Below are 26519 nucleotides of genomic sequence, written 5' to 3' on the forward strand. Positions count from 1 at the left end.
TTAAGTTCAGTTTATAGAGTAAGTTGGGTATTTCTTATTTATGCTTTTTTGCAAAGTTATATTTTATCCCTGCAGAAATATAGAATGAAGGATCAAAAGTTGCATTTCCCCATTTAAGAAAATTGGAAGGCTCTCTGTCACGATAGCGGTCCGTACGTCCAAAATTAGCCCCAAACATACCACTTATTGTCCAATTATTGATGCTATATTCTGGTTCCATGCCTAAGCTTACGTAATGATGATCGAAATATTTCTTTTGTCCGTCAATCTTAGCAAGAGAAAAGAAAAACTTGGGACGGTTCACAATACGCAGAGCAAATGCCTCATTAAATCTGTACCCTACAGAAAATTTGGGTGTATAACTCAATTCCGCATGATATTCCATTCCACGAGCTTTTTCACTATGATACTGGAAGTACGGGAAAGGAATAAGCATAGGCTTGTCAAAGGCATTATTTCCAACAAGAGCAACTCCAAGTTTTATTTTGGGACGAAGCTGCCATATGAAAGAAGAATAAACATTTACCACCACATGATCCATCTCCAATTTTTTCAGATTGGTATGAGTAGAGTAGACACCGGCAGAAGCTCCACCAATAAACATAAGCTTTTCGTTTAATGGGGTCATATACATAACACCAAGATCTGCAGAACCAATTTCTTTGGGCAGGGCTTCAGTTGTGATTCCATCATTACTGAATGAAGTATAGGAAGCATTAAGGGTTGCTGCCCATAGGGAAGGCTGTTGGTAGTTTGATGGTTTTACACTTACAGGAACCATTGCGGTAAAAGTAGTGGTGAGTGAAGAACTTTTACCCTCAGTTTTATCTCCGTTGTCATTGATATACTTCTGCTGAGGCAGGTATTCTGATCTCAATTCTATTTGTGCAAAAGCATAAGCTGCCTGTGTGAGTGCAGCAATGATCATCCATTTTTTTCTCATTTTTTTCTTTTTTTGACACCACAAAGAAAGTTTAATATTTATTTAATCATTTGTTTTTCAGGGTATTAAAAGATGTATTGTAGAGTTGGGTAGATGAAGTGTAGTATTTCTAGGATGAATTTTAACTTGTGAAAATGAAAATCTAATTTTAACTTGTTTTTTACGAAATTAAAGACTCAAAATAAGGCTGAAAATGCCACGAATACACGCTAATAAAATCATTCGTGCATCCGTGGTAAAAATAAGCGGTATTCAATTGTATCGCAGATAAAATCTTTGAGCCTTAAAAACGGGTTAAAAAGAAAAGCTTAGTGCCTTAGCGTTTTCAAACATAATACTTAGTCCCATTTATTAGCTGTAGAAACCGAATATTTCCCACTCCCTGCAAAAAAGAAACTTATTCCCACCAACATATAGATCACCAATAATTCCAAAGCCCAGCCTCCAAAATCATTAGGTTTAAAAATATTAGCCGTTTGGGCAAGAACCATTGCGGTAAAGCAGTTGGCGGCAAAGATCAAACCTGCCAAACGTGTTCTGAATCCCAGCATCAACATAATAGGAGCAATAATTTCTCCTGCAAACACTCCATAAGCAAAGAAGGAAGGTAAACCATGCATAATCATTATATCTTCTATAAATCCAACTCCGTGGATCAATTTGTTAACTCCATAAACTGACATGTGAAATCCAATGGCGATTCTGCTGATTAATAGTCCTAAATCAATGTTCTTTTTTATTATATTAACCTGAGTTTGAGATCATAAAATTAAGGATGATAGGCTGGAAGCTGGAAGAGAGAGGCTGGAAGTTACTATCGGAACTACAATTTCTGACGTTGCCGTAAAATTTGATGAAACTGTCTTTAAAGGAATAATACATTACAGGGTTGTAAGTGCTTTTTTTGATCTCAACTCACTTCCCTCTCCCAGCTCCAGGCTTTCTTACTTCCTTACTAAAAATAGAAATGTCTTATCCAGAACTCAGGTTATATTATTATTTAAAAATTATATTTTACAAATGCCCCAATGTTTTCAAGGGTCTTTTTTGCGTTGTTGAACTGATCGAAGTTGGAAGCCGCTCCATACATTATTTTATCCTGTTTTACTCCCAGACGTATAAACTGTAACCCTCTAGGATATCCGCTACCATCTATATTCCCAATGACTAAAACACTGAAATACCCCTGCAGGTTCTCCTGCAGATAAGGGGTATATTCAAATGATACAGATTGTTCAAGAGAAAATCCTTTTTGGTAAGTTGTTCCGATAGAGTAGGAAAAGGAGTAAGCAGGTTTCGCAATCCGGTATTGTACATAAGCACTGAAAAATGCTCCCGGGTTTTTCATTCCTAATGCAGCATTGATGCTGAATCTTTTGGTAAGATTGTAAGCAAGGGTATTTCGTATAAAGAAGATGTTTTCCTTGTCTTTGGTATATTCTGTATCAAATAAAGTGAGATTGTTGAGCTTCAGCCGATCATTAAAATAATAATTGACATGGTGCATATAGCTATAGGAGCGGTGTCCTAACACAAGATCCGGGGCGTAGTTTATTTTCTGTGCATTCAGGCTTAGAGAGGCTGATGCAAGAGCTGTTATGGCGATTATTTTTGCCTTCATATTGCACTCATTAAATTTCTGAGAGCAAAATTATTCAGGCACGAACGGAATAAACTTAAGATATCTTAAGAAACGCCATACAGGTGTTTTTTTCTTAAATAACTTAAGTATTCTACTGTTATTCCCAGATAGGAAGCAATCATGTATTGAGGAAAACGCTGTTCGATATTGCGGTAAGCTGTTACGAAGTTTTTGTATTTGGTGTAAGCATCCACTCTTGAAAGTTCAAACGTTCTTTCCTGTAAAGTAACGTATGCAGATTGCATTTTCAGACGCCAGAATTCGGAGATGGCAGGGATTTCTTTGTATAACAGTTCAAGGTTGGTTTTACTGATCTGAATGATCATAGCATCTTCATTAGCCTGAATAAACATTCTTGAAGGCAGCTCACTCAGATAATTGTAAAGATCATTGATCCACCAGTTTTCAATGCCAAGCTGAGTGATATTTTCTTTACCTTTTTCATCAATATGATAAGCATACAGACTTCCCCGGGCAATGAAGCGCATATGTCTTGAAATTTGTCCTTCGCGAAGCAGATAATCTTTCTTTTTAAGCTGAATAAATTCCAGTTTTTGAGTTACAAAATCAATTTCCTCCTCTTTTAAAGGGACGATTTCCTGAAAATGGTCTATCAGCTGCGAAATAATAAGATCTGTATCCATAATGAAGTGGTGAAATCGTCTGCTTTGTGTACTGGCAGGAAGATAATGTCCAAATTTACATAAATATTATAGCAATTGTCAAGAATAATAAGTACTGAGACTGAAGATTGAATGCTGAAATTTTGCTATCTTAACTGATGTAATTGAAAATCATCGAAATATGAGCCATTTTGATAACGAATTTCAAAAATATCTTGCAGAACTGGTTGAAACAGGTTTTGAATTTGTCAATAATAATTCAGAAGAAGTAGATGCCGTTTATATTATTGGATTAATAGAATCCGGTTATTTTTATAAAGTATTTTATGAAATCAATGGATATTTGGTGAAATCTCATAAAGTGAATGAAGTGTCTGATATGCAGTATGATATCAGCCATGAAAAAGCTTTTGGGATGCTCAGTAAAGGCAATCAGGTTTTAAAAAGTATAGAAGAGCTATTTGAAAATGAAGGGCGAGAAGTTCCGGTCATGTTGAAGCTATCATATCATCCTAAAACCGATAAATTTAATAGTGATTTCTGCTATGATAAAACTTTTACTGGGCATAAGACAAAAACAGCGCAGGATGTATATGAAGAATGGTTTGTAGAATTAAAAGGATAAAAGAAATATTATATTTTAAAGAATATCAGTGAGTTATGTTGATGGTGGACAGCTTCTTTTTTAGGCTGAATAGCTAAGATATTTTCTCTCTGTTTTAAAAGACTATTTGTAATTTTTTTTTCACATCAAAGTGAAACTCTTCAATAAATTTGGAATACTATTTGTAATGCAATAGCAAAACCTAGAATGAACAGAATTTATTAGCAATCAAATATTTATGCTGAATGTATAAATGATTTAAAATTTCACAATTATTATCTTTAATTAATTAAAAACATGTTCCCTCCTCAATTAAACAGAATATTTTATTCATATAATCTTCTCCTTTTATTCTTGCTTTGCTTTGCCGGATCAGCTTATAGCCAGGGAGCATTTTCGCATCAAAAGTTTGACGATATTCTGTTGAAGAAAACAGAATCGCTTCGTATTCAGGGTGATTACGAAAGTCTTGTCCGCCTTAATAAAGATTATCTGAATCTGGCAGAAGAAAAAAACTACAAGGAAGGGATTATCCTTTGCTATATCAATATTTCCAATATTTCATCAACCATCGGAAATTATAAAAGAGGACTATCTTATCTTTTCCTTGCTGAAAAAGAACTTAAGGAGGTTAATAGTCCTGTTTTAAAAGCAAGGCTTTATCAGGAACGTGCTCAGCTGAATGGAGTAATAGGGCTTTATAAAAGTGCCTTGGATCTGAATACAAAAGGGTTATATTATCTTAAAAATATTCCAGATCAGGAAAAAAGAAAATTTTACCTGTACAGACTTTATGCTAACAGGGCTGATTTTCTGTATAAAGTGAATAAGGCAGATTCAGCGTACATTTATTTACAGAAAGGAAAAAGGATTGACGGGCAGGGAGTTCTGTTGAATACACTTTTGGCCAAACATCATCTGAATTACACCAAAAGAAAAGATTCCGCCCTGATCTATCTTCAGAAAGCTTCAGAAAAAATTTTCAATACAGGTAAGGTGAATGTTCAGAGTGCATTTGTGGATCTTACTTATGGAGACTACTATTTTGAGCAGGAGGATTATAAAACGGCATTGGAATATTATAATCAGGCATTGGATTACTACAGTAAGACCAACAGATTATATAATATACCCGGAGTCTATGAATCTATAGCCAAAACGTATAAGATGCTGAATGAGCCTAAGAAGGAAGAAGAGGCCATGAAAAAATATACAGAAGAAAAAACAGCGCTGGAAAATATTCAGAATGAAGCGATCAATATTTCTATAGACCATATGTTGAGTGATAAAGACGAAGAATCTAATGGAGCTCGGAAGAAAATTTACTTTTATATCGGCTTTATTGTTATTTTATCACTGGTTATTTTTATCTTACTTTATAGACATAACAGAGCATTAAGACAAAAGAAAAACGAATTCAAAAGTGAAGCCCTTTCTCTGAAAAGTAGAATTAATGACTCTTTTGATGAATTGGTAGGACTGGCAAAAGGAAATGATTCTACATTTTTGACAAGATTTCAGGAAATCTATCCTGAGTTTTGTCCGAGGCTTCTGGAGATCAATCCAAGACTTGGAGCTTCAGAACTGGCATTTTGTGCCATGATAAAACTTAATTTCACTTCAAAAGAAATTGCCGAATATACCTTTATTCAACACAAATCTGTACAGCAGAAAAAACACAGATTGCGAAAAAAACTTAATGTCCCTACTGAACAGGAACTGTTTATTTTCTTTGATTCTTTATAAAACCAAAGCCGAAACAAGAAGCATTTTTCCTGAAAACGAAAAGACAATAGCCATTGATGTAATTTTAAAATTGCTAAACCACAGGTGGCTGTAAGTAATGTCGTATATATGTGGTAGTTGAATATTTGCCAATATTTGTGCTTTTTTCCTGTTTTTTATTACTTAGTAATTACAAATTACCCTATATTTTCTTTTATAGTGATTGAATAGGGTTTTAAAAATCTTAGTGTTAAAGAGATTACTCAGAAATAAGTCCAGTAATCTCTTTTTCCCGTGGGTATTATCTTAACTTCTGTTATATCCATGTTTCCCTTTTTAAAAGCTGTTTTCTGATTACATTCGGTGATCATAAGACCACAATAACTTCCAGCTTCAGCCTTCCATTTTTATAACTTTAAACTGATGTCAAAAATAAAACTTTTTAAATTTCTTCATTTTTGTGGGTCTGTTTTAAGGTATTGTTTTTTATAGATATTTATCGATAAAAGCCTTTATTTATGGTATTAAGAGCAAATGTGGTATGAATGTAGTATGATGAAATTGTGATTATTTTTAATAAGTTTTTAAAATTTGCAAAACCAAAAGAGGGGCAAAAAATTAAAACCTAAAAAAATAGTAAAGATTCTAAAAACACAAAGATGAGCCCCTCTTTATTATGGGGAAATTGAGATGAAAAAATGTGGGTAAATTATTATAAAGAAGATTTAATTCACAACTAAAATAAATGTGAGAAAAAATAAGTAAATTCATTCAATTAAATTAAACATATATGAAAAATGTAAAACAATTTATTACCGCAATGGCAGTTGTAATGTTCGCTTCAGGAGTTTCGGCACAACTTACTCCCAAAGGTGCTGATTCTGACAAACACGGTTGTAAAGGATCCGCAGGATATACATTCTCTGTGATAAAGAATGACTGTGTAAGACTTTTTGAAGAAAAGATACAACTGAAAGAAGTGGATAATAAAAAATCTTATACTTCTAATGCTGCAGTAATTCTTAGCGAAGATGGAAAAAAAGCAGAATTATTCCTGCCTTCATCCGATGGAAGCTTAGTGCTTGATAAAATTGCTTCTAAAAAAGCAGTGGCTTATAAAAAAGGACAGTATTTACTGACAAAAAACAAAAATGCTTATACTTTAAAACTCGCTAACAAAGTAGTTTTTAAAAGCTAAAAAAGCAATCTTCATTAGTATTAAAGCACAATTGATTTTTAGATACGTGCTTAAAGGCGGCCTCAAAGCGAGGCCGCCTTTTATATTTAAGACTAGTCACTAGTCAAACAGTCTCTTTTATTTATCCTGCCCAATATCCAATCGGTCAAACTTTCCTTCAGTATTCTTATGAAATCTGAAGAACACAGGAAACGTTCCCCATTGTCCCGCTTTAAAATTTCCATGAATCTCCTTACTGTCATTTTCAACACGGTCTATACTGAGGAACATCTCTTTGCCGAGGGCATTGGCAAAAAATGATTTAAAATCCACTTTATTACCATCATCTGTCATGGTCGGATTTTCAGTGAAGAAGGTGTACCAGCTTTGATCTCCTGTCTGAAGAGCTTCTATAGCCTGTTTTACCTGAGGATCTGTTATTTTTGATAAATCCATTGTCTGTTGTTTTTTTGATGTTATTGTTGAGGTTTCTTTTTCTTTGACTGTTTGCTGGCCACAGGCTGTACATGAAAGTCCTGTAACTAATACTATTGCAAAATTGGAATATTTCATATCAAAGTTAATTTTTAAGAGGATGTTGCAGATAAATAATCAGCAGATTAAGAAAAAGGAAAGGGAGCTCTATCAACACTCCTTTAAAATCTTTATCCATAAGATGAAAACAAATAATCAGCAAAATACCTGCAGCCATCAAAAAGTTTCCCCAGACAAATGTTTTGGGAAATAGTATCAGGATGGAAGCAAGAATGGTAACCGCTCCGTTAATCATAAGTCCGGTTTTATCAAAGCCCCATTTTCCAAATAGAGCAGTCATTTCAGGTTTTCCCGAAAACATGGCAATTCCCTGTTTAAAACCCATAAAAACAGCAGTAAGGATAAGAATGAAATTAATAATTTTTACAATCATGTCAGGTGTTTTTTTTATATTAATTGAAGTATTAGATGAATACAAATATGCACGAAATGAATGATTTATGTATGGTGAAATTTTCGGATTTTTAAAATATATCGAAGGGCAAGCTTTCTTCAATAATGATCTTACTTTCCCTAATTCTAAATTACTTATTGCTCGTTATGAGTTGCTTATCTTCATAAAAAGAAAACCACAGTTTATATTGCTAAACTGTGGTTTTTGATAATTAAGAACTATTTAATTATGATTCTGTCTTCAGGTAGCCAAAATGCAATGTCGGTTCTTTCCCAAATAAGCACGAGAAAATGTTCTGAAACTCGTGGATATATCTACATTTGATGGCATTACCATAAATTTTCAACCCTTCCATTATTTTTCTGGAACTCAGGTCGATGTCATATTTTATAAATGTTTCAGGCCTTTCATATCTGATACTTTGGTCTGAACTGTACGTTTTTGAAAACCCTAATTTCTCAAGCCATTCTTCTGTTATTTTAATAGGCCTGATAGAATCTGCCGGAACCGAAATACCGTGAATGTCATTTTCAATTTTAACAAAATAAGCCTGTTCTACATTCTGAAAAATCTCAGTGATCGTATAAATCTGATTTTTGTACTCGACTAAGTTTTTGATTTTAAGATCTGCTACGTTCATAATATTTTGAATTTTAGTGGATGATATGGTCCTTTATATGCATCAAATATTATGCCTTGCATTATGCTGTAAGACGGTGTTTTTGTGAAGATTAGGTTAAATTTTAATAGAAGAAATTAAAAATATGTTAAAATAAAAGAGTATAGCGATTTCATTTTGTTTTCCCTACAAAATTGAATGAGGTGTGCGGAGGGTATCAATTTTTTTTGCCGTTGGGAGAAGTATTGGCTGTTGCAAGAAGAAGTGCTGTTACTACAGAAATAACCAGAAAAGCAATGAAAACGTTCCAGGAATAGGAGTGGAGAAGATATCCGGTGCCACTTCCCAGAACACTCGATCCAAAGTAATAGAAGAGCCAGTAAATAGATGTTGCTGAAGATTTGCCTCGTTTGGCATACAATGCAGTCATCTGACTGGCCATGGTGTGGGCTGCAAAAAACGAAAAAGTAAATAATCCAAGGCCAAAAATGAGGATATAAATGTTCTCAGACAGTAATAATAAAGTGCCGATAAGCATACTGAGGATAGAACCTTTCAGAATAGTATTTGCCGTAATTCTTTTGGAAAGTCTCCCAACAGCCATAGTCCCGAAAACTCCGAAGATATACATCAGGAATATAAAAGCGATGATAAAATGACTTAATGAAAATGGCTGAGCCTCGAGTCTGAAGGTAAGATAATTGTAAACACTCACAAAAACTCCCATCACAAGGGCTGCTATAAGATACAACCGAAACATATAGGGATGAGTTAGGAAAAACTTCATTTGTTTTACCTTAAGGTGATAATCTGTTTTCTGTGGATTGAAAAATTTGGATTCAGGAAAAAGCTTCCAGAATATAGCCCCCAGAATAAGACTTTCTATTCCGATTACCAGAACTGCATTACGCCAGCCAAATTCTCCGGCCAGAATTGTAGCCAGAATTCTTCCACTCATTCCACCAATGGTATTTCCACTAAGGTACATACTGATGGCAGTACCTATAACCGCAGCACTTACTTCTTCTGTAAGATAGGCAAGAGCAACCGCAGAAACCCCGGAAACCACAAATCCTTTAAAAATACCGATAGCAATCAAAATACTAAGGCTTGGGATCCATGTTGAAATAATGGTTAATAAGGCAGAAGAAATCAATGAAAAAGTCATCAATCCTTTCCTTGAATAACTGTCTGCTTTAAAAGCGAAGAACAATAACCCCAATGCCATTCCGATAGTAGATGATGAAACCAATAGAGAAGTGTCTCCAACAGATACATTAAAATGTTCCGCGGCCATTGGTAGCATTGGCTGAAAAAGATAAAGCTGTGCGAATACCGACAGCCCGGAAAAAAAAATACAAAGTTTTATATATCGGAAACGTTGGCTTCCCTGATCTGCTTTTTCCAATGGATTCATGATTTTTTGCCGTTACAATGCAGCGGTTTCACAGAAAATATGATTCTGTAAATTTCCTGATTATTTTTTTAATGTAAAAATCATTATTTCAATTACTGCGATAGAAGCTGATGATAGAGCAGGGCAGCTGGAAAGAGAGAATTATTTGAAATCCATGAAAATTTAATCATGAGCTCTCTTCAGTTCATACAATGATATTTTCTCTTGTTCTTAAAGACTTGATAACTTCCTTCTTCCAGCTTCATATTTCCTGACATCTTATCAACATCAGTGCATCATTTCATATACCTTAATTAGCTCTGCAATATTGGCTACATCAAGCTTCTGAAATATCCTTTTTTTGTAGGTACTTACCGTTGACATTTGAATGTTGAGCCTGTTGGCAATTTCAAGGTTTCCGTTTCCGTCTGCTAATAGCTTAAAGATTTCATATTCCCTGGATGACAGCTTTTCAGAAGGATTACTTTTTTTATTTTGAATGATAAGCCCAATAAGCTCTGCAGGGTAGAAGTATCCTTTCTCAATAACGGTTCGTACTGCATTTTTAATTTCTTCCTCACTGCTTTGCTTGTTCAGATAGCCCTCAGCACCTTCCCGGATATATTGTATTGCTACATCTTTGTCATATCCTGAAAACACAAGGATTTTAATATCACTCTGTATAGCTTTAAGCTCAGAGATCATCTTTTTATATTGAGTTCCGGGCATATCAATATCTAAAATAATAAGGCTGTAATCATGGGATTCCAGCATATTCTTCACCTGCCCGTAGTTTTCTGCAAAATCTATTTTCAGTTCTGGAAAGCCGGTTTCCAGGACCAATGCGGTGCCTGCTCTGACTACATAGTGATCATCAGCAATTAAGATTCTTTCATTCATAGTAAATTAGTTTTTTTTGAGCATTAATTCCACAATTGTTCCCTGTGGTTGGTTATGCCTGAAACTGATTTCAGCATTTATTTTTTTCACCAAATGAATAACCATGTGCAGGCCAAGGCCTTTTCCTTTAAAACTTGGGGTCTCCAGTTTAGGATTTCTGAATAAATTCATGTACATGTTAATCTGTTCATCCGGCATTCCTGTTCCCGTATCAGAGATGGTTATGGTGACTTTTTGATTAATTTCGACTGCATTAAGGTGTATTTCTCCATCAAAAGTGTTTTTCACCGCGTTATCAAGGATATTATGGATAATAGCAGTTAGTATACTTTCATTAACATGAGAATATACATTGTTTCCCACTATATTGATGATGGTTGTTCCTCTCTCTTTTGCAATTTCACAGAAAAGTCTTTTCTTGATTTCCAAAATCCTGTTAACCGGATATTCTTCTTCTTCAAAAATATTCTCAGCCTTGTAAAGTTCGGTATATTCTTTTAAATTCAGAGTAAACTGATAAAGTTGTTCAGAAGACTTATAAATACTGTCAAAATATTTTTTCTGAAGTTCCAAATCATCAGATTCATGAAGTTTCTGCGAAAGCATTGCGATAAATCTGATAGGTGTGGTAATATCATGACTGATGGTCTCTACCAATTTTTTCTGGTATTCAGTTTCCTTTCGCAAATCACTTTTTACTACTTCAAGATTAAGTGACGTCTCCTTTAACTCCGAATTCTTATTGTGAACAATCTGCTTTAATACTTTGTTTTTTATTCTTAAAAAATTAGTCATCAGCTGAACAATCATAATGATGACTAGCAAAATGATGATAGAAGCAGTAACGCGGAACAATAATGTCTGATAAAAAAGGGGTTGAATTTTGAAACGGATAGACTTTTGCACAAATTTTCCCTCCGGCGAAACCAGCATTCTTACACTCAGCGTATAATCCCCCGGAGCAAGGTTACTAATGGTATATTTCAGTTCCTTTCCGGTGGTGATGGGTTCCCATTCAGAGTTTTCCTTTCCAGAAATTTTAGCCTCTAAATAAAGATTTTCCGGATTGGAAAAATAAGGTACATCAATAAAAATTTCCGCGGTTTTATAATCGTTTTGAAGATCAAGAGCATGATGGAAGTATTGAGGATCAGAATTTCCAATCCTTACCCTTTCTATATAGATTTTATTTTTGTCTGGATAGAAAGTTTTGACGCTGTCCGGATTAAAAAATACAAATCCATCCATCGAAGGAAACACAAAGTCACCATTTTCCAGTGCGTAAGCGTTAGGCTGTGAACTACCGTTGAATTCATTAGTCAGGAATCCATCTCTTTTAGTGAAACGGTAATAATAAACGGGTTTATTCCCATCCTGTGCATACTGCAGCAGCTGTTTTTTCGGAACCTTGAAAAGTCCGTTATTAGAAGATATCCAGTAAAATCCATTTCTATCCTCCAGAATATAATGAGCAGACATAAGATTGTTATTTCTGTCAGTCGGCATTTTAATGAGCTTTCTGTCTCTGAGAAGATAGAAACCACTCTCGTTGGTCATCACCCAAATCAGATTATCTTTTGTTCTGATAATACTTTTAACATGAATATTTTTGTGAACGGGCGTAATGGTTTTGCTTCCCAACACTATAGAATACAAACCATCACTATTACCTACCAGAATCTCATTTTTATTGTACTGAAAGAAAGTATTGACAAAACTATTAAACTCATAAGTATAATCCGGTTTTGTGAATGTATCTTCTCTAAAGATATGAAGCTGGCTTTTTGATGAACCTGAAAATGAAGTTCCATAAAGGCTTCCACTCTGTAAGAAAGCCTGAAATCCCTGTTTTATAAAACTAGAATCCTTCCTTTTATAACCAGAATTTTTGTAAAACTTAATAATGTAGCTTCTTTTCCGGATCAATATATTTCCAGCTTTATCATACATCATAAGATAGTTGTTATTATCACCAAAAGGATACCTCTTCACAATTCCGTCTCTCCCGAATTCCGTCCCGTCTTCTGCAATGATTGTATTCTTACTGAAGGGTAGGGAAGCATAGTAAACATTGTTGGAGAAGTCCTCTTTTTTCTTGGCTACATAGAAGTCGGAGAGTTTCAGAACATTTAAACCATTATTCAGGGTTCCAAGGTAAAGCTTGTTGAATTTCCATCCATAAAACATAGAGCAATAGGAGTGGCTTCCTATTTCGTTGTATTTTACTAAAAATTTAAGAGAAGGTTTCTTTGGATTGCCTACTACAATGTAAATATCATTGTGATTGATAACAAAAGTTTGATTGGTAATCTGCTGCCAATAAATCCTCGTATTAGGGTCATTAAAAAGATTCGGTTCATCATGAATGGAAACTTTCCCGTTATCAATAGAATAAGTCTTTCTATTCCTGATGTCATTAATAAAAAGAACTTCATTGAATACAAACATGTTGTTAAGATCCTTATTAGAAAAAGGAATGGATATTTTTATTTCATTCCCTTTATGATCCTTATAAATGATGAGGTTGTTTTGGGTAAAATTATAGGTTGAATTTTTAAGCCTTACAAAGTACTGGATGTCATTGTAAAAATTACAGGCTAGGATATTATTTGCAACCCGGTGCACCCATTCATTCCCCGTTGTAAAAGTGATCTTGTCACTGCTGTGAAGCTGTGTCAACGTGGGAAATCTGTTTTTAATAATGACCTTGCTTTCCTGGAAGTCATTAAGTACTGTAATGCTGTCCTGAGATGGGTCACCAATAAATTCACCAAAGTGAAGATTATTTATTTTAAAATTGTTGAAAGTAATAAAGGAACTTCCGTCATACCGTACAAGACCATTTTCTGTAGAGATCCAGATAAAGCCATACTTGTCCTTAACAATGGCCTTTGCACTGCTTTGTGGAAGTCCATTGTCAATATTATACCAGGTAGAAGTATAGTGTTGTCCGTAGATGTTGAAATATAAGCAAGTAAAAAACAATGCCCAAACTCTCATGTAAAACTGATCTGTGTTTCCTGCTAAAGCAAAAAACGGTTAATAATAGTTTTTGTACAAGTCGAAGTTTTTTTAATAGATAAGAACGATTGGAAATAAATTTTTGTCATTAGTTTTTTGTCTCTGTGTTTTGAAGTGTTAAAATGGTTTTGTTTGATGGTGTAAAAATAATGAAATTATACAGATAAATTAGCATGTTTTGATTTGTTTTAATATGAGTTTTGTCGGCATTTGTCGACGCTAATGCTGATATTAGTCGGCTTTTTTGTAGTAGTATTTCTACGCCAGGTGATAATTTATTTTACGAAATCGGTTATAATGAACCTGTTTTTGTTTTTTTAAAATTCATTTTCTATAGAATCTGAACATTTTTTAATATTATAGAAACGAGGGCTAAGAGGATGAGTTATTATCTGTTGTTATTGAAACACAATAAGATAAAGTTTGTTGACTGATGTTTTTTTCTATCTGGCGTAATTTATTGTGGATAGTCTTTGGCTATTAGGTTTTTGTAGTAAAAGTTTTACAAAAATATGATGTTTATTCTATAGTTTTTTTTTGACCGGATATGGCAGTATGCCTACTTTTGCAAACAGTTCCCATCGTGATGAATAGAGATTGTTTACTCTAATAAAGATTCTAAGAACACAAACGATTTAGCTCAAAAAATAAAGGTCTCTGCAGGAGATCTTTTGTTTTTTTTCTCATGAAATCAGAATCTGATTAAATCCAAATGCAACATTAGAGATTCATCAATTTTTAAAATATTAAAAAAAGTAGAGTTATTGTTTTTTTATACTTTCCCGAAAAGTTCACCATACGGATTTTAATTTGTATTTTTATTTTTATAATTTTAATTAATTATAAGAAAAAAACAAGATGAAAAGAAGCGAAGAAATTACCCATCAGTATTTTAATTTTTTAGAAAATCATATCCAGCAAGTGATTTCAGGAGATGTGTCTGAATTTATGGAGGTAAATGAAATTGCTGGAAAGCTAGCTGTCTCTCACAAGCACCTTACCGATACCATAAAAAAAGAAACAGGACAACATCCCTGTTACTTTTATGATGATGCAATTATCAGGCAAGCTAAACAAATGCTTACAGATTCAGAATATTCTGTCGCAGAAATTGCCCGTATATTTACGTATGATCCCTCAAATTTTTCAAAATTCTTCAAAAAAATGACAGGCGAAACACCCGGAGTTTTCAGAAAGGCCTCAGGAGGATAAGTTTAATTTCTTCCAAAAAACCTGATAGATAGTATGGTTTTATACAATTTATTTCTTTATTTTGTGATTAAATATAAAAAGTGTAGTTATCAGTATGGTTTCTGAAATGAATGTTTTCAATTTTAAAAAAACATTGAAAAAATAATCTTTTATAAATGAGATAGTTGTATTATATGGGATGTCTTTTTGTGATTTCTTTATTTATATTTCTTTATGGCTTTCTTTTTTTTATTAAATTTAAATCTAGAAAATTAATTAAATCAAAAATTGATAAAACGGCTGATATATAATTAAATTGGTATGAAACTGATGTGCCTTTAATATTTTTTTAATCACATTGATCTTATGATACCTTGTTTATAGTTATATATTTGTTATACAGAACACCACTAAATAACTTAGGATGAATATTGACTTTGCAACAGCAACATTTAAAGATTTTGAGAATATCCCTGATTTTGATATTTCTCAAAGAGCAAATTATTTTTATGAATTTCTAGATGAGATGAAATCTAGAGGTCACATGAATTACAGACTGAAAAATACTTCAGGAACCGATGCAATATTAAACATTGATATTGCTAACCAGAATAAACAGTATGTAAGTTTTGTGACAAGCGATTACTTAGGGTTAACGCAGCACCCGAAAGTAAAACAGGCTGCTATTGATGGGATCGAAAAATATGGTACAGGTACAGGAGCCTCACCTCTTATTGGAGGATATTTTGATTATCATAATGCAATAGAAAAAAAAATTGCAGAATTTTTTGGAAGGAATGAAGATGAAGTAGTGCTTTTTACTTCCGGCTATACGGCTAATAGTGCTACTTTACAGATTCTGATGCAGAAGGAAGATATTGCGATTTTAGATATGGGAGTACACGCCAGTGTGCATGAAGGATGTGCTTTTACAAATAAAAAGACATTTCCTCACAATAATTTGGAGGCTTTGGAACACATTTTGAAGGTATGTGAAAATACGTACCGTACAAAGCTTGTTATCGTGGATGGAGTTTACTCTCAGGAAGGGGACACTTCACGCGCTAAGGAAATTTGTGATCTTGTGAAAAAATATAATGCTTATCTGATGGTAGATGACGCACATGGAGTGGGGGTTTTGGGAGAAACCGGTAGAGGAGCTCTAGAAGATGATGCCTTATTTGATAAAGTAGATTTTATGACAGGAACATTCAGCAAGACTTTCGGTAACCTGGGAGGATATGTGATTGCAAATAAAAAAATTGCATCATTTCTTAAGTTCCAGTCTCGTCAGCATATTTTCTCAGTGACGCCTCCACCATCTTCCTTCGGAATTTTGAAAGCAATTGATTTGATTGATGAAGAACCATTCTGGCAACAGAAACTCTGGGATAATATTAATTATTTTAAAAAAGGACTGAATGATTTAGGTTTAGATACCGGAATTACCTGTTCGGCGATTATTCCTGTGAAAATTGGAGATCAAAGTAAAATGTGGGATATAGGAAGGATATTGCTTGAAAACGGAGTATATACAAATCCTATTATGTATCCGGCTGTGGCAAGAAAAGATGCTCGTATCAGAATGAGTGTAACGGCAAGACACCAGAAAGAACATCTCGACAAAACACTTAATGTCTTTGATGATATTAATAAAAAAATGCATATTGCAAAAAAATAATAAATTATGCCTAGAAAAGTAGTGCAGGGCCCAATTAGGGACAAAGAAAAAACCAAACAAAAACTGCTGGCAGCAGTAGGTAAAATTTTGAGAGTAAAAGGCTATTCCGGTCTGAAAGTAAGTAAGATTGCTGCAGTAGCAGGTTTTGATAAAAAGCTTATCTATGAGTACTTTGGAAGTACTGATAAACTTATTGACGAATACATCAAGTCTCAGGATTATTGGAGTAAATTCAGCCCGAATATTGAAGAAGAAATTCATATCGGTAAAGGCAAAGAAGCTTTAACTCAGGGTATTCTTACACAGTTTGATAATCTGAAAAAAAACAAAGAGCTCCAGAAAATTATTCTTTGGGAACTTTCTGAAAGTAAACCAATCCTTAAAAATATCCTCAAACAAAGAGAAGATGTAGCTGCTAATCTATTTGAAAATGTAACAGATCCTTATTTTGGAGAAAATGCTACAAACGTTAGAGCAATGTTAGCTTTAATAGCAGCAGGAGTTTACTATCTGAACCTATTCCCTGCATACAACGGGACAGAATTCTGTGGTATTGATATGAGAACTGATGAAGGAAGGGATGAAGTTAAAAAAGTAATCGTTGAGATTATAGATCATTACTACAATACAAAAAAATGATAATTGAAAGTTTTCTGATTGGACCAAAAATAAGTTTTTGTGGATAATTTGAAAACTTTTAATTTTCAAATTAAAACTATATTTCTTATTTTTGACCAATGGAAAATTTTATAGTATCTGCAAGAAAGTATCGTCCTCAAGAGTTTGACACAGTGGTAGGACAATCCCATATTACGGATACTTTAGAACATGCAATTGAAGAGAGTCAACTTGCTCAGGCGTTGCTTTTCTGCGGTCCTCGTGGTGTAGGTAAAACTACTTGTGCCAGGATTTTAGCAAGAAAAATCAACGAGAAAGATGGCTCTGTTTCAGAAGATGGCTTTGCTTATAATATCTATGAGTTGGATGCAGCATCCAATAACTCTGTAGATGATATCAGAGAACTGATAGATCAGGTACGCTTTGCTCCTCAGGTTGGTAAATACAAAGTATATATCATAGACGAGGTTCATATGCTGTCTTCTGCAGCCTTCAATGCTTTTCTTAAGACTTTGGAAGAGCCACCGGCTCATGCCATTTTCATTTTGGCTACTACGGAAAAGCATAAAATTATTCCAACCATTCTATCCCGTTGCCAGATTTATGATTTTAAAAGAATCACTATTGATGACATTCAGGGACACCTTAGAAATATAGCTCAAAAAGAAAACATCCAGTACGAGGATGACGCCTTGTACCTGATTGCTCAGAAAGCTGATGGTGCTTTAAGAGACGCTCTTTCTATCTTCGACAGGCTTTCTACATTCTCTCAGAGAAATATTACGTTGGCAAAAGCTGCTGAAGTACTAAATATTCTGGATTACGATCAATATCTGAATATTGTGGATCTTGCCAAGGAAAACAAAATTCCTGAAGTTCTTTCTGCTTTTAATGATATTGTTAAAAAAGGTTTTGATCCTCATATATTTGTTGCCGGACTTGGTAATCATTTCAGAGATTTAATGATGGCTCAAAACGCTTCAACCATAGATTTGATTGAAGTAGGAGAGAAAACAAAATCTAAGTTTGTAGAGCAAGGCAAGAAATGGAGTGCACAGCTACTTATTGACGGGATTGAAATCTGTAATCATGCAGATATTAATTACAAAAATTCCAAGAACCCAAGACTTACTGTTGAGATTGCATTAATGCAATTGGCTTCGCTGACTGCTAATTCAGACGTTACAAAAAAAAAAATTCCTGATACTGGCTCCGTTTCTCAGTGAGAAGCAGGAAGTGAAAATCCCTGAAAAAGTTCAGGAGAAAAAAGAGCCCGTTAAAACGGAACAAAATATTCAGACTGAAAGCGTTAAGGCTGCTGTCATTAGCAAAACCTCAAAACCCTTATCAAGACCAGGAGTTTCTTCAGGTTTCAGTATCAATTCTTTTCTAAATAAAGAAGAAAAAACTGAGGTAGCAGAAGATGTTGTGGTGAGAGCCGATAATCTGCCCAAAAACCATTTTACAGATACAGACCTTCAGGCAGAATGGAAAATTATGCTTAAACAGCTGCAGATAAAAAATAATTTTGTTTTTAATGCAGTGAAAACCTTTAAGCTGGAGAAAACAGAGGAGAGTAAGATTAAAGTTTTGTTCCCTTCCGACTCGGCAAAAGTGGAATTTGATAAAATAAGTGGAGAATTTTTTAATCATTTCAGAAGAAAAGTTCAAAATTATTCTATTGAAGTAGAATACGTGCGAGACATTGAAAATCTGAAGATTGAAGTAGTAACCAAAAGAAAAATTTACGAAAAATTCATAGAAAAAAATCCGATTTTGAAAGATCTTGATGATTTAATGAAGTTTGATTTGACATAATTTTTATATATTTGTCAAAGTTTTCTGCGAGAAATAACTTTTCGACAAAAACAAATTATAGTAAGAAACGCTAAAACAAAGACATTTCCAGAACAAAATGGAAAAATTATCTAATACATATCTGTCTTTCTTTGCACCCGCTAATTATTTTAGCGGTTATTTTGGCTTTTCTGCTTCTTATTATAGAAATTTTAGAACGTATTACCGATTTTATTGGTACTGTTAACAAAATTTCTTTCCAAAAAATACAGGAGAAGTAGAGCCCTTTCATTTTCCTGATTCCTTTAAACAATTTTGAACGGCATTTTTTGAAAAGAATTATAAATTAAATTTTATAATCAAAGGGCTATTGCTGTGAACTTAACAAAAAATATAAAAACAATAAAATTTAGAATATGAATTTAAAAGATTTAAAAAACGAGTGGATTAGTGGGCTTACACAGCCGTTAATGATTGCAGGACCATGTAGCGCTGAAAGCGAGGCTCAGATGCTTGAAACTGCCAGAAGAATCAAAGAATCAAATGCTCAGGTATCGGTATTCCGTGCAGGAATCTGGAAGCCTCGTACTAAACCTAATGGGTTTGAAGGAGTAGGAGTGATTGGTTTGAATTGGCTAAAAAAAGTAAAGGAAGAATACGGTTTCAAAACAGCAACTGAAGTAGCTAATGCACATCACGTATTTGCAGCATTAGAAGCTGATGTAGATGTTCTTTGGATTGGAGCACGATCTACAGTAAACCCATTCACAGTACAGGAAATTGCAATGGCTTTAAGAGGAACAGATAAGCCTGTATTTGTTAAAAACCCCGTAAATCCGGATCTTGCTTTATGGATTGGTGCTTTAGAAAGACTTTTAGGCCAGGATATTAAAAACCTTGGTGTAATTCACAGAGGATTTTCAACATACCAAAAAACAAAATACAGGAATAATCCTAACTGGCAGATTGCTCTTGATTTCAAAAGCCAGTTCCCTGATATTCCAATGTTAATTGACCCATCTCACATCTGTGGAAACAGAACAGGATTGGCAGATATTACTCAGGAAGCGCTTAATGTTGGTTACCAAGGAGCCATTATCGAAACTCATTCTAACCCTGATGAAGCATGGAGTGATGCTTCACAGCAGATTACACCTGAAGTATTGGCAGAATTGATCGGAAACTTAAAAGTAAGAAGTACAAATCTTGCTGGTTTCGAAGGAGAAATGGGTAGACACAGAACCCTGATCTCTGATCTTGATTTCCAGTTAATTGAGCTTCTTTCTCAAAGGATGAAAATCTCAGAAAAAATCGGGAAACTGAAAAAGGAAAACGATATTGCGATCTTCCAGCCGGAACGTTGGAAAGTAATAACAGAATACGCGACTCAAAAAGCAAAAGAGACAGGAATGTCTCAGGACTTTATCGAGAAGGTATTCAAAGCGATTCACGAAGAATCTATTGAGGTACAGAACAATATCATGATTGATAAGAACTAAATATCAGACATAAGATAATAGGAGTAGGGCTTTGGGAAAAAGAATTCAGGGTATTGAAACATTTGTTTTCACCTATATTCTAAACCCTAAGCCCTAATTCCTTATATTTGCACCATATTATCTATGAAAGGAAAAATCATTAAATCTACAGGCAGTTGGTACCAGGTTTTGGAATTGGAAACAAATAAAATTTTCGAAGCCAGGATCAGGGGAAAATTCAAATTGATTAAAACAAGACTTACCAATCCGCTTGCTGTAGGAGATTTTGTAGAGTTTCAGCTTGAACAGGATGATATTGCTTGGATTACGAAAATTGAATCACGCAGGAATTACCTGATCAGAAAATCTGTTAACCTTTCAAAAGAAGCCCATATTATTGCCTCCAATATTGATCTTGCATGCTTTATTTTTACTTTGAAACACCCGGAAACCTCATTAGGTTTTCTGGATAGATTTCTGGCATGCTGTGAAGCTTACAATATTACACCCTTAATTCTTTTCAATAAGATTGACGTTCTCCATGAGGAGGAAATTGAAATTGTTAAAGATGTCGAGTTCATTTATCAGGAAATAGGATATGATACTTTGGAAATTTCATCGTATTCAAAACTGAATCTAGATCAGCTTCAGGAAATGCTGAAAGATAAAACTTCCGTATTTTTCGGGCATTCAGGATGTGGGAAATCTACATTGGTGAATGCATTGCAACCTGGATTGAACTTAAAAACTTCTGAAATTTCAGATACCCATTTAAAAGGGAAGCATACCACAACCTTTGCACAGATGTATTTCTGGCATTTTGGCGGAAATGTTATTGATACTCCCGGTGTTCGTGAATTTGCGATGATTGATATTGAAAAGGAAGAGGTACAGCATTATTTCCCGGAAATATTCAAAAAGAGAGAAGAATGTAAGTTCCACAATTGTCTTCACATCAATGAACCAAAATGTGCTGTGATAGATGCTCTTGAAACAGGAGAAATTCAGCATTCCCGTTACGCGACTTACATAAAGCTGATGGATGAAGCGGAAGAAGCTGCTCAAAAATAATTGTAAAAATTTTTATCGATAAAAAATACCTTCATATCATAAATATGGAGGTGTTTTTTTATAGATATAATTTGATAGAAAATAAACCTGTTAGACTTTTCTGTTAGTAAATAATTCTTCCTATCTCATTTTGATCCCAGGTGGAAAATTTTTTGAAAAAAATTGAAAAAAATAATTTCAGAAATTTACTTCCATCATTTTTTGAGATGAAAAATAATGGAATTTTAGAATAACTCCACTTTTTGTCACGGTGAATTTATTATATAACTCCACTTTTTTATATCAGAATTTATGAAAATAAGAAGATATTAAGAAAATGTCAATTATTTCATTGATTGAAATAGAAGCAATACTATATTAATATACTTTTATATAGTTTTTGATTTTATCAAATTGATAAAGAAAACATGAACTTATTGTCAATAAAAAACCCAGCCGAAGCTGGGTAAAAACTAATAACCATGAAAACTCAAATTAAACATGAGAATCGTAATAGAATTAACAATTACTGTGCCAAAGTTTGGTTCATCATTTCTTAATAAAAGTTATTTTTATGTTAAAAAAAAATTAAAATAAAAATCAAAGATATTTTTTGTAATTTTGCACCATTAAAAAAATATACATTTATGTCTAACATTACATTCACTATGATTAAGCCTGATGCAGTTGCTGACGGACATATCGGTGCAATATTGGGTAAGATTGCTGAAGGAGGTTTTAAAATCAAAGCTTTAAAATTAACTCAGCTTACAGTTGCTGATGCAAAAAAATTCTATGAAGTACACGCTGAAAGACCATTTTATGGTGAATTAGTAGAGTTCATGAGTTCTGGTCCTATCGTAGCTGCAGTTTTAGAAAAAGACAATGCAGTTGAAGATTTCAGAACATTAATTGGTTCTACTAATCCTGCAGATGCAGCAGAAGGTACAATCAGAAAAATGTTTGCTAGAAGCATTGGAGAAAATGCTGTTCACGGTTCAGATTCTGACGAGAATGCATTAATCGAAGCTCAGTTCCATTTTTCAGGAAGAGAGATTTTCTAAGAAAATTTCTTACAAAATAAAAAATCCGGAGAGAATTTTCTCCGGATTTTGTTTTTTATGCGAATTCTTATTTCGGGATGTATTAAAGATTGTTTTCAATGGCTCCCATATTTTCTTTGTACAGCTCAATAGGTTTATTCAACAAAACTGCTATGACAGTTATCTGTTTGTCCAGTCTTTCTTTTGGGATATCAATGTAAATAATTCCCGGTCGGTCACTCCAGTACAGCTTATTGTAAATAGTATGAGTAAGCATACTGCCATCGCCTACGACTCTTATCCTGGCTATGTTATTTTTTATTCCTTTTAGAGCAATAGGACCGGTAGGGGTTCCTTCCACAAAAAGATAAAGAGTCTGTTTGTCTTTTGATAAAGCGCTCATTCCTGAGAAATGTCCTTCTGGTAATCCTTTCCCTGTCTCAAATAAAGCTTCTGCATGTTTGCTTATCCATTGCAGGGTTTCCATATTTGTTTTAGGAGTTTTCTTAATTTTCATGTCAAGGCCATCATTGGTCAGTCCATTATATGTCCCTAAATTATTGCCATAATTCAGAGCATTCGCTATATCATACACTGCTTCCTGAGTGTTTTTAATTTCCAGCATTTCGGTAAGAGGATGTCCCTTCTTCTTAAGATCTTTAAGAAATATAGGCGGATTCTCAAAAGTAATTTCTGCTACGGTAACATCTTTATCAAATTTTACATTAGAGAAACTCAAAGTAAGTGTTTTTTCAGCATTATGATCTATGGTAACAACAGCGGATGGATCTCCAACGATTTTTGCTGAAAGAGGTTTTGTTACCAATCCATAGATCTTTGTAAAGTTTTTGGCTTCATCTAGGTAAAGAAATAAAGATTTTTTAGAGGGTGACAAAGATGATTTCCCTTTGTAATTATCAAAAGGAATTCCGCGGGTTGTTTCATAAATGGCATGTTGGTTTTTGGATGTCCAACGTCCAAGGTTTTTAAGAATCTCAATCTGTTCTTCCGGAATGGTGCCGTCTGATTTTGGGCCGATATCAAGTAAAAGATTTCCACCCATGCTAATCACATCTACCAAAGTTCTTACAATCATATTGGGGGTCTTATAACTTTTGTCATAGGGCTGATACCCCCAGGAATCATTCATGGTATAGCAAAGTTCCCAATATGGATTTTGTGGCGGAATTATCGGAATACCCTGTTCTGGAGTATCATAATCTCCATGATTGTTGAGTCTTGAGTTGATGATGATATTAGGATTGTATTTTTTGAGTAAATCTAAGGTTTGAGAAGATTTCCATTCCTCAGAAGTGTGTTCCCAGTCTCCATCGAACCAAAGAAGATCCGGGGAATATTGTGAGGAGAGTTCATTAAGCTGACTTTGATAATAGCTGATAAAATTCTGCCAACGTATCGGTTCATTTTTTATTTCGTAACGTTTTTTCGTCCGGGTATTGATGTCATAATACGGATGACTCCAATCCGGCAATGAGAAATAAAGTCCTGTTTTTAATCCTGATTTTTGAAGTGCAGAAACAAAAGGACTTAAAATATCTTTTTTTGCAAGGGAGTTTTGAGGAATGCTTATTGCTTTTTCTGCCTTTGAGTTCCATAGTGAAACTCCGTCATGATGTTTTGTAGTAATGACAGCGTATTTTGCTCCGGATTCTTTAATGAGATTCACCCATTGCTCCGGCTGGTATTTTGTAGCTGAAAAACCATTCAGCTGTTTCATATAATTTTCGTGATTAATATAATTATTGAAGAATGACCAGGATTCGGAGATTCCGTTAACAGAGTAGATTCCCCAATGAATAAAAATACCCAGTTTTGCATTTTTAAACCACTCCATTTTTTTACTGTTGTCAACTGTTTGAGCCTGTGCATCGATACTATGGGCAGATAATATCAATCCAAGGAAAAAGGCTTTAATCAGACTGTTCTTCATGTATAGATTTATTTTACCATTAAATATAAATAAAGAAAATAGTATACTATAAAATAGTTTCTAGTATTTACTCAATAATTGTTATTAAGACGTTTCTAATTGTTGTATTTTTATAAATGGAACGTTTATTGTAAAATTCTTCTAAAAAGTATTATGAAAATTCCAGCATTATTAATGGCTAGTTTATTAGCGGTAGGAGTTTCTGCTCAGACGACAAAACCTGCTGCCAAAACAAAAAAGCCTGTGAAGAAAGTTAAAAAAGTAGCTCCGGCTTCAGAAAGTCCAGAAAAACCTAAACCAACTACACCCAAAGCTGTTGCTAAGAAAGACACTGTTGTGCTTAGTCGTTTCTCTTGTCCGGCTTGTGGGATGGGTTAGAGTATGGGAAAGCCACTGTTAGGATTATCCATGATGGCAGAAGCGGAATTTGTTTCTGCGGTTTTGCCTTTATTGCAAAGCAATTCGGTTGAAGTGCTTGAATGGTCATTTGATACCTTCTACAATACAGAAGAACCGGATTGGTTGAGTGAGCTGCTTCACTTTTACTCTGAAAATAATCGTTTGATTGGTCATGGGGTTTATTATTCTTTATTTGATGCCCGCTGGACTGAAAGACAGGAGATTTGGCTAAAAAAATTAAAAGAAGAATTTCGTAAAAGAAACTATAATCATATTACGGAGCATTTCGGTTTTATGAATACCGAAAATTTTCATCAGGGTGTACCATTACCGGTTTCCCTGCACTCTAAAACACTAGAGATCGGAAAAGACAGACTTTACAGATTACAGGATGCTGTACAGGTTCCTGTCGGAATAGAAAATCTTGCCTTCTCATTCTCATTGGATGATGTAATGGAACAGGGAATATTTCTTAATAAACTAACAGAAGATACCAATGGATTCCTGATTCTTGATCTTCACAATATCTACTGTCAGTCCTGTAATTTCGGAGTTGAAATGCAGGAGATCATCAAATTATATCCCTTGGATAAGGTGAAGGAAATTCATCTGTCAGGTGGCAGCTGGCAGGAAAGTGTATATGGTAAGAAACTGATACGGAGAGACACGCACGATGATGCAGTTCCTGAAGATATTCTGTCTGTATTGCCTTCGGTGTTATCTCAATGTAAGAACCTGGAATATATTATTATTGAAAGGCTCGGTAATACACTTGATGCAGTAGAAAAAAAGGAGAGTTTTCTGGATGATTTTACACAAATCAAAAAAATAATTGATTCATCAGGTGCTGGAACTCAAAATAAAGATCTCTGGACTAAAAAAGAAATCCGATTTTCAGAAAATCCTTTGGAAGATATGATTCTTCATGAAGAACAAACATTGTTGACGAAATTGTTGTTTGAGAATGCCGGACCTGCATCAATCAAAAGTCATGAATTCCATTATTTTAAAACAAAAAACTGGGATCCGGAGATGATTCTTACCGCTCAGAATATCATTAAAAAATGGAATCCCTACTAAATGGCATCCCTCTAGTAACCACAAACCCAATTATATGAAAATGACAACTGTATTATTAATCATCACAGCTGTACTTACAGCGCTTATAGCCGGACTTTTTTATGCCTATTCGTGTTCTGTAGTTCTAGGGCTTGGAAAATTGTCTGATGCTGAATATCTGAAGGCTATGCAGAATATTAACCGTGAAATTCTGAACCCTGTCTTTTTTATGAGCTTTATGGGAACGGCTATACTTCTTCCTGTATCTACTTTCTTCTTACGGGGAGAACAACCGGTCTTTATTTTTCTTTTATTGGCTACATTAGCTTATCTGATAGGTGTTTTCGGGGTTACAGTGGTTGGAAATGTTCCAATGAATGACCAGCTTGATGGATTTGATATTTCAGGCTCTACAGTTGAAGCTATTAAACAAATGCGTGATAGTTTTGAAAACAGATGGAATTTTCTGAACAATATAAGAACTGCTTTTTCGGTAATCAGTATAACACTAGCGGTTTGTGCCTGTATCTGGCATAAGGACTTATAGATAAATTTTTTACTATAGGTGGAAATACTCAGATTAAAATTCCGTATTTCTACGGATTGACTGTAATTAATTTTATACAGATCTTTGTATTGTTAGTAAGAAGGAA

25 protein-coding genes are annotated in these 26519 nt (G+C 34.2%); 14 read left to right on the forward strand and 11 right to left on the reverse strand.

The annotated features are described in order from the left end of the window. Positions 1-34 precede the first annotated feature (34 nt). The 4 genes from CHSO_RS11480 to CHSO_RS11495 all read right to left on the reverse strand — a co-directional run bounded on the left by CHSO_RS11480 (position 35) and on the right by CHSO_RS11495 (position 3229). On the reverse strand, positions 35-943 hold the full coding sequence (locus CHSO_RS11480) for a DUF6268 family outer membrane beta-barrel protein (RefSeq protein WP_045496012.1): 909 nt from the start codon (positions 941-943) through the stop codon (positions 35-37). Positions 944-1281: 338 nt separating this feature from the next. Then, positions 1282-1686, reverse strand: a complete 405-nt coding sequence (locus CHSO_RS11485) for a DoxX family protein (protein ID WP_316932472.1) — start codon at positions 1684-1686, stop codon at positions 1282-1284. Between the two features lie 257 nt (positions 1687-1943). Beyond that, positions 1944-2564, reverse strand: a complete 621-nt coding sequence (locus CHSO_RS11490; protein ID WP_045496016.1) for a hypothetical protein — start codon at positions 2562-2564, stop codon at positions 1944-1946. A gap of 65 nt (positions 2565-2629) precedes the next feature. After that, positions 2630-3229 carry a Crp/Fnr family transcriptional regulator gene (locus CHSO_RS11495; protein WP_045496018.1) on the reverse strand — a complete coding sequence of 200 codons (600 nt, stop codon included), beginning with the start codon at positions 3227-3229 and terminating at the stop codon, positions 2630-2632. A 160-nt stretch (positions 3230-3389) separates the two neighbouring features. Between CHSO_RS11495 and CHSO_RS11500 the strand changes: the two genes are divergently transcribed. The 3 genes from CHSO_RS11500 to CHSO_RS11510 all read left to right on the forward strand — a co-directional run bounded on the left by CHSO_RS11500 (position 3390) and on the right by CHSO_RS11510 (position 6735). Then, positions 3390-3833 carry a hypothetical protein gene (locus CHSO_RS11500; protein WP_045496020.1) on the forward strand — a complete coding sequence of 148 codons (444 nt, stop codon included), beginning with the start codon at positions 3390-3392 and terminating at the stop codon, positions 3831-3833. A gap of 276 nt (positions 3834-4109) precedes the next feature. Next, positions 4110-5558, forward strand: coding sequence for a tetratricopeptide repeat protein (locus tag CHSO_RS11505; protein WP_045496022.1), 1449 nt, complete (start codon positions 4110-4112; stop codon positions 5556-5558). A gap of 769 nt (positions 5559-6327) precedes the next feature. Next, entirely contained in the window at positions 6328-6735 is a 408-nt protein-coding gene (locus CHSO_RS11510; protein WP_045496024.1) for a hypothetical protein, read from the forward strand. 117 nt (positions 6736-6852) lie between these two features. On the opposite strand, the gene CHSO_RS11515 is transcribed toward CHSO_RS11510, so the two are convergent. From CHSO_RS11515 to CHSO_RS11540, 6 genes are all read right to left on the reverse strand, one after another. Continuing rightward, entirely contained in the window at positions 6853-7287 is a 435-nt protein-coding gene (locus CHSO_RS11515) for a hypothetical protein (protein ID WP_052480575.1), read from the reverse strand. Between the two features lie 7 nt (positions 7288-7294). Beyond that, entirely contained in the window at positions 7295-7642 is a 348-nt protein-coding gene (locus CHSO_RS11520; RefSeq protein ID WP_045502355.1) for a DoxX family protein, read from the reverse strand. A gap of 247 nt (positions 7643-7889) precedes the next feature. Beyond that, positions 7890-8303 carry a hypothetical protein gene (locus CHSO_RS11525; protein WP_045496026.1) on the reverse strand — a complete coding sequence of 138 codons (414 nt, stop codon included), beginning with the start codon at positions 8301-8303 and terminating at the stop codon, positions 7890-7892. 196 nt (positions 8304-8499) lie between these two features. Beyond that, complete coding sequence (locus CHSO_RS11530) at positions 8500-9699, reverse strand: MFS transporter (protein ID WP_045496028.1); 1200 nt, start codon at positions 9697-9699, stop codon at positions 8500-8502. A 267-nt stretch (positions 9700-9966) separates the two neighbouring features. Beyond that, entirely contained in the window at positions 9967-10578 is a 612-nt protein-coding gene (locus tag CHSO_RS11535) for a response regulator transcription factor (protein ID WP_045496030.1), read from the reverse strand. A gap of 6 nt (positions 10579-10584) precedes the next feature. Beyond that, on the reverse strand, positions 10585-13578 hold the full coding sequence (locus tag CHSO_RS11540; protein ID WP_045496032.1) for a sensor histidine kinase: 2994 nt from the start codon (positions 13576-13578) through the stop codon (positions 10585-10587). Positions 13579-14457: 879 nt separating this feature from the next. Between CHSO_RS11540 and CHSO_RS11545 the strand changes: the two genes are divergently transcribed. The 8 genes from CHSO_RS11545 to CHSO_RS11580 all read left to right on the forward strand — a co-directional run bounded on the left by CHSO_RS11545 (position 14458) and on the right by CHSO_RS11580 (position 22478). Further along, on the forward strand, positions 14458-14811 hold the full coding sequence (locus CHSO_RS11545; protein ID WP_045496033.1) for a helix-turn-helix domain-containing protein: 354 nt from the start codon (positions 14458-14460) through the stop codon (positions 14809-14811). 403 nt (positions 14812-15214) lie between these two features. Then, positions 15215-16471: an aminotransferase class I/II-fold pyridoxal phosphate-dependent enzyme gene (locus CHSO_RS11550; protein ID WP_045496035.1), complete on the forward strand. Its 1257-nt coding sequence runs from the start codon at positions 15215-15217 to the stop codon at positions 16469-16471. A 6-nt stretch (positions 16472-16477) separates the two neighbouring features. After that, on the forward strand, positions 16478-17110 hold the full coding sequence (locus CHSO_RS11555) for a TetR/AcrR family transcriptional regulator (protein ID WP_045496037.1): 633 nt from the start codon (positions 16478-16480) through the stop codon (positions 17108-17110). Between the two features lie 98 nt (positions 17111-17208). Next, positions 17209-18315, forward strand: a complete 1107-nt coding sequence (gene dnaX / locus CHSO_RS11560; protein ID WP_045496039.1) for a DNA polymerase III subunit gamma/tau — start codon at positions 17209-17211, stop codon at positions 18313-18315. Positions 18316-18325: 10 nt separating this feature from the next. Beyond that, positions 18326-18907, forward strand: a complete 582-nt coding sequence (locus CHSO_RS26280; RefSeq protein WP_232509190.1) for a hypothetical protein — start codon at positions 18326-18328, stop codon at positions 18905-18907. 395 nt (positions 18908-19302) lie between these two features. Continuing rightward, entirely contained in the window at positions 19303-20385 is a 1083-nt protein-coding gene (locus CHSO_RS11570) for a chorismate mutase (RefSeq protein WP_045496041.1), read from the forward strand. Positions 20386-20508: 123 nt separating this feature from the next. After that, positions 20509-21435 (forward strand): ribosome small subunit-dependent GTPase A, encoded by a 927-nt coding sequence (gene rsgA, locus CHSO_RS11575; protein ID WP_045496043.1) that lies wholly within the window; start codon positions 20509-20511, stop codon positions 21433-21435. Between the two features lie 626 nt (positions 21436-22061). Then, the gene (locus tag CHSO_RS11580) at positions 22062-22478 is read left to right on the forward strand and encodes a nucleoside-diphosphate kinase (RefSeq protein ID WP_034707297.1); all 417 of its coding nucleotides are present in this window, start codon (positions 22062-22064) and stop codon (positions 22476-22478) included. A gap of 82 nt (positions 22479-22560) precedes the next feature. Here CHSO_RS11580 and CHSO_RS11585 read toward each other — a convergent pair whose 3' ends face one another. Beyond that, entirely contained in the window at positions 22561-24408 is a 1848-nt protein-coding gene (locus tag CHSO_RS11585; protein ID WP_045496047.1) for an alpha-L-fucosidase, read from the reverse strand. A 153-nt stretch (positions 24409-24561) separates the two neighbouring features. Between CHSO_RS11585 and CHSO_RS11590 the strand changes: the two genes are divergently transcribed. Genes CHSO_RS11590 through CHSO_RS11600 form a run of 3 tightly spaced genes read left to right on the forward strand, consistent with a single transcriptional unit; the run spans position 24562 to position 26413 of the window. Continuing rightward, on the forward strand, positions 24562-24786 hold the full coding sequence (locus CHSO_RS11590; RefSeq protein ID WP_045496049.1) for a hypothetical protein: 225 nt from the start codon (positions 24562-24564) through the stop codon (positions 24784-24786). A gap of 3 nt (positions 24787-24789) precedes the next feature. After that, positions 24790-25887, forward strand: coding sequence for a DUF692 family multinuclear iron-containing protein (locus CHSO_RS11595; RefSeq protein WP_045496050.1), 1098 nt, complete (start codon positions 24790-24792; stop codon positions 25885-25887). A gap of 34 nt (positions 25888-25921) precedes the next feature. Next, on the forward strand, positions 25922-26413 hold the full coding sequence (locus CHSO_RS11600) for a DUF1772 domain-containing protein (RefSeq protein WP_045496051.1): 492 nt from the start codon (positions 25922-25924) through the stop codon (positions 26411-26413). Positions 26414-26519 lie beyond the last annotated feature (106 nt).

This window comes from Chryseobacterium sp. StRB126 (genome assembly GCF_000829375.1).
Classification (GTDB): Bacteria; Bacteroidota; Bacteroidia; order Flavobacteriales; family Weeksellaceae; genus Chryseobacterium.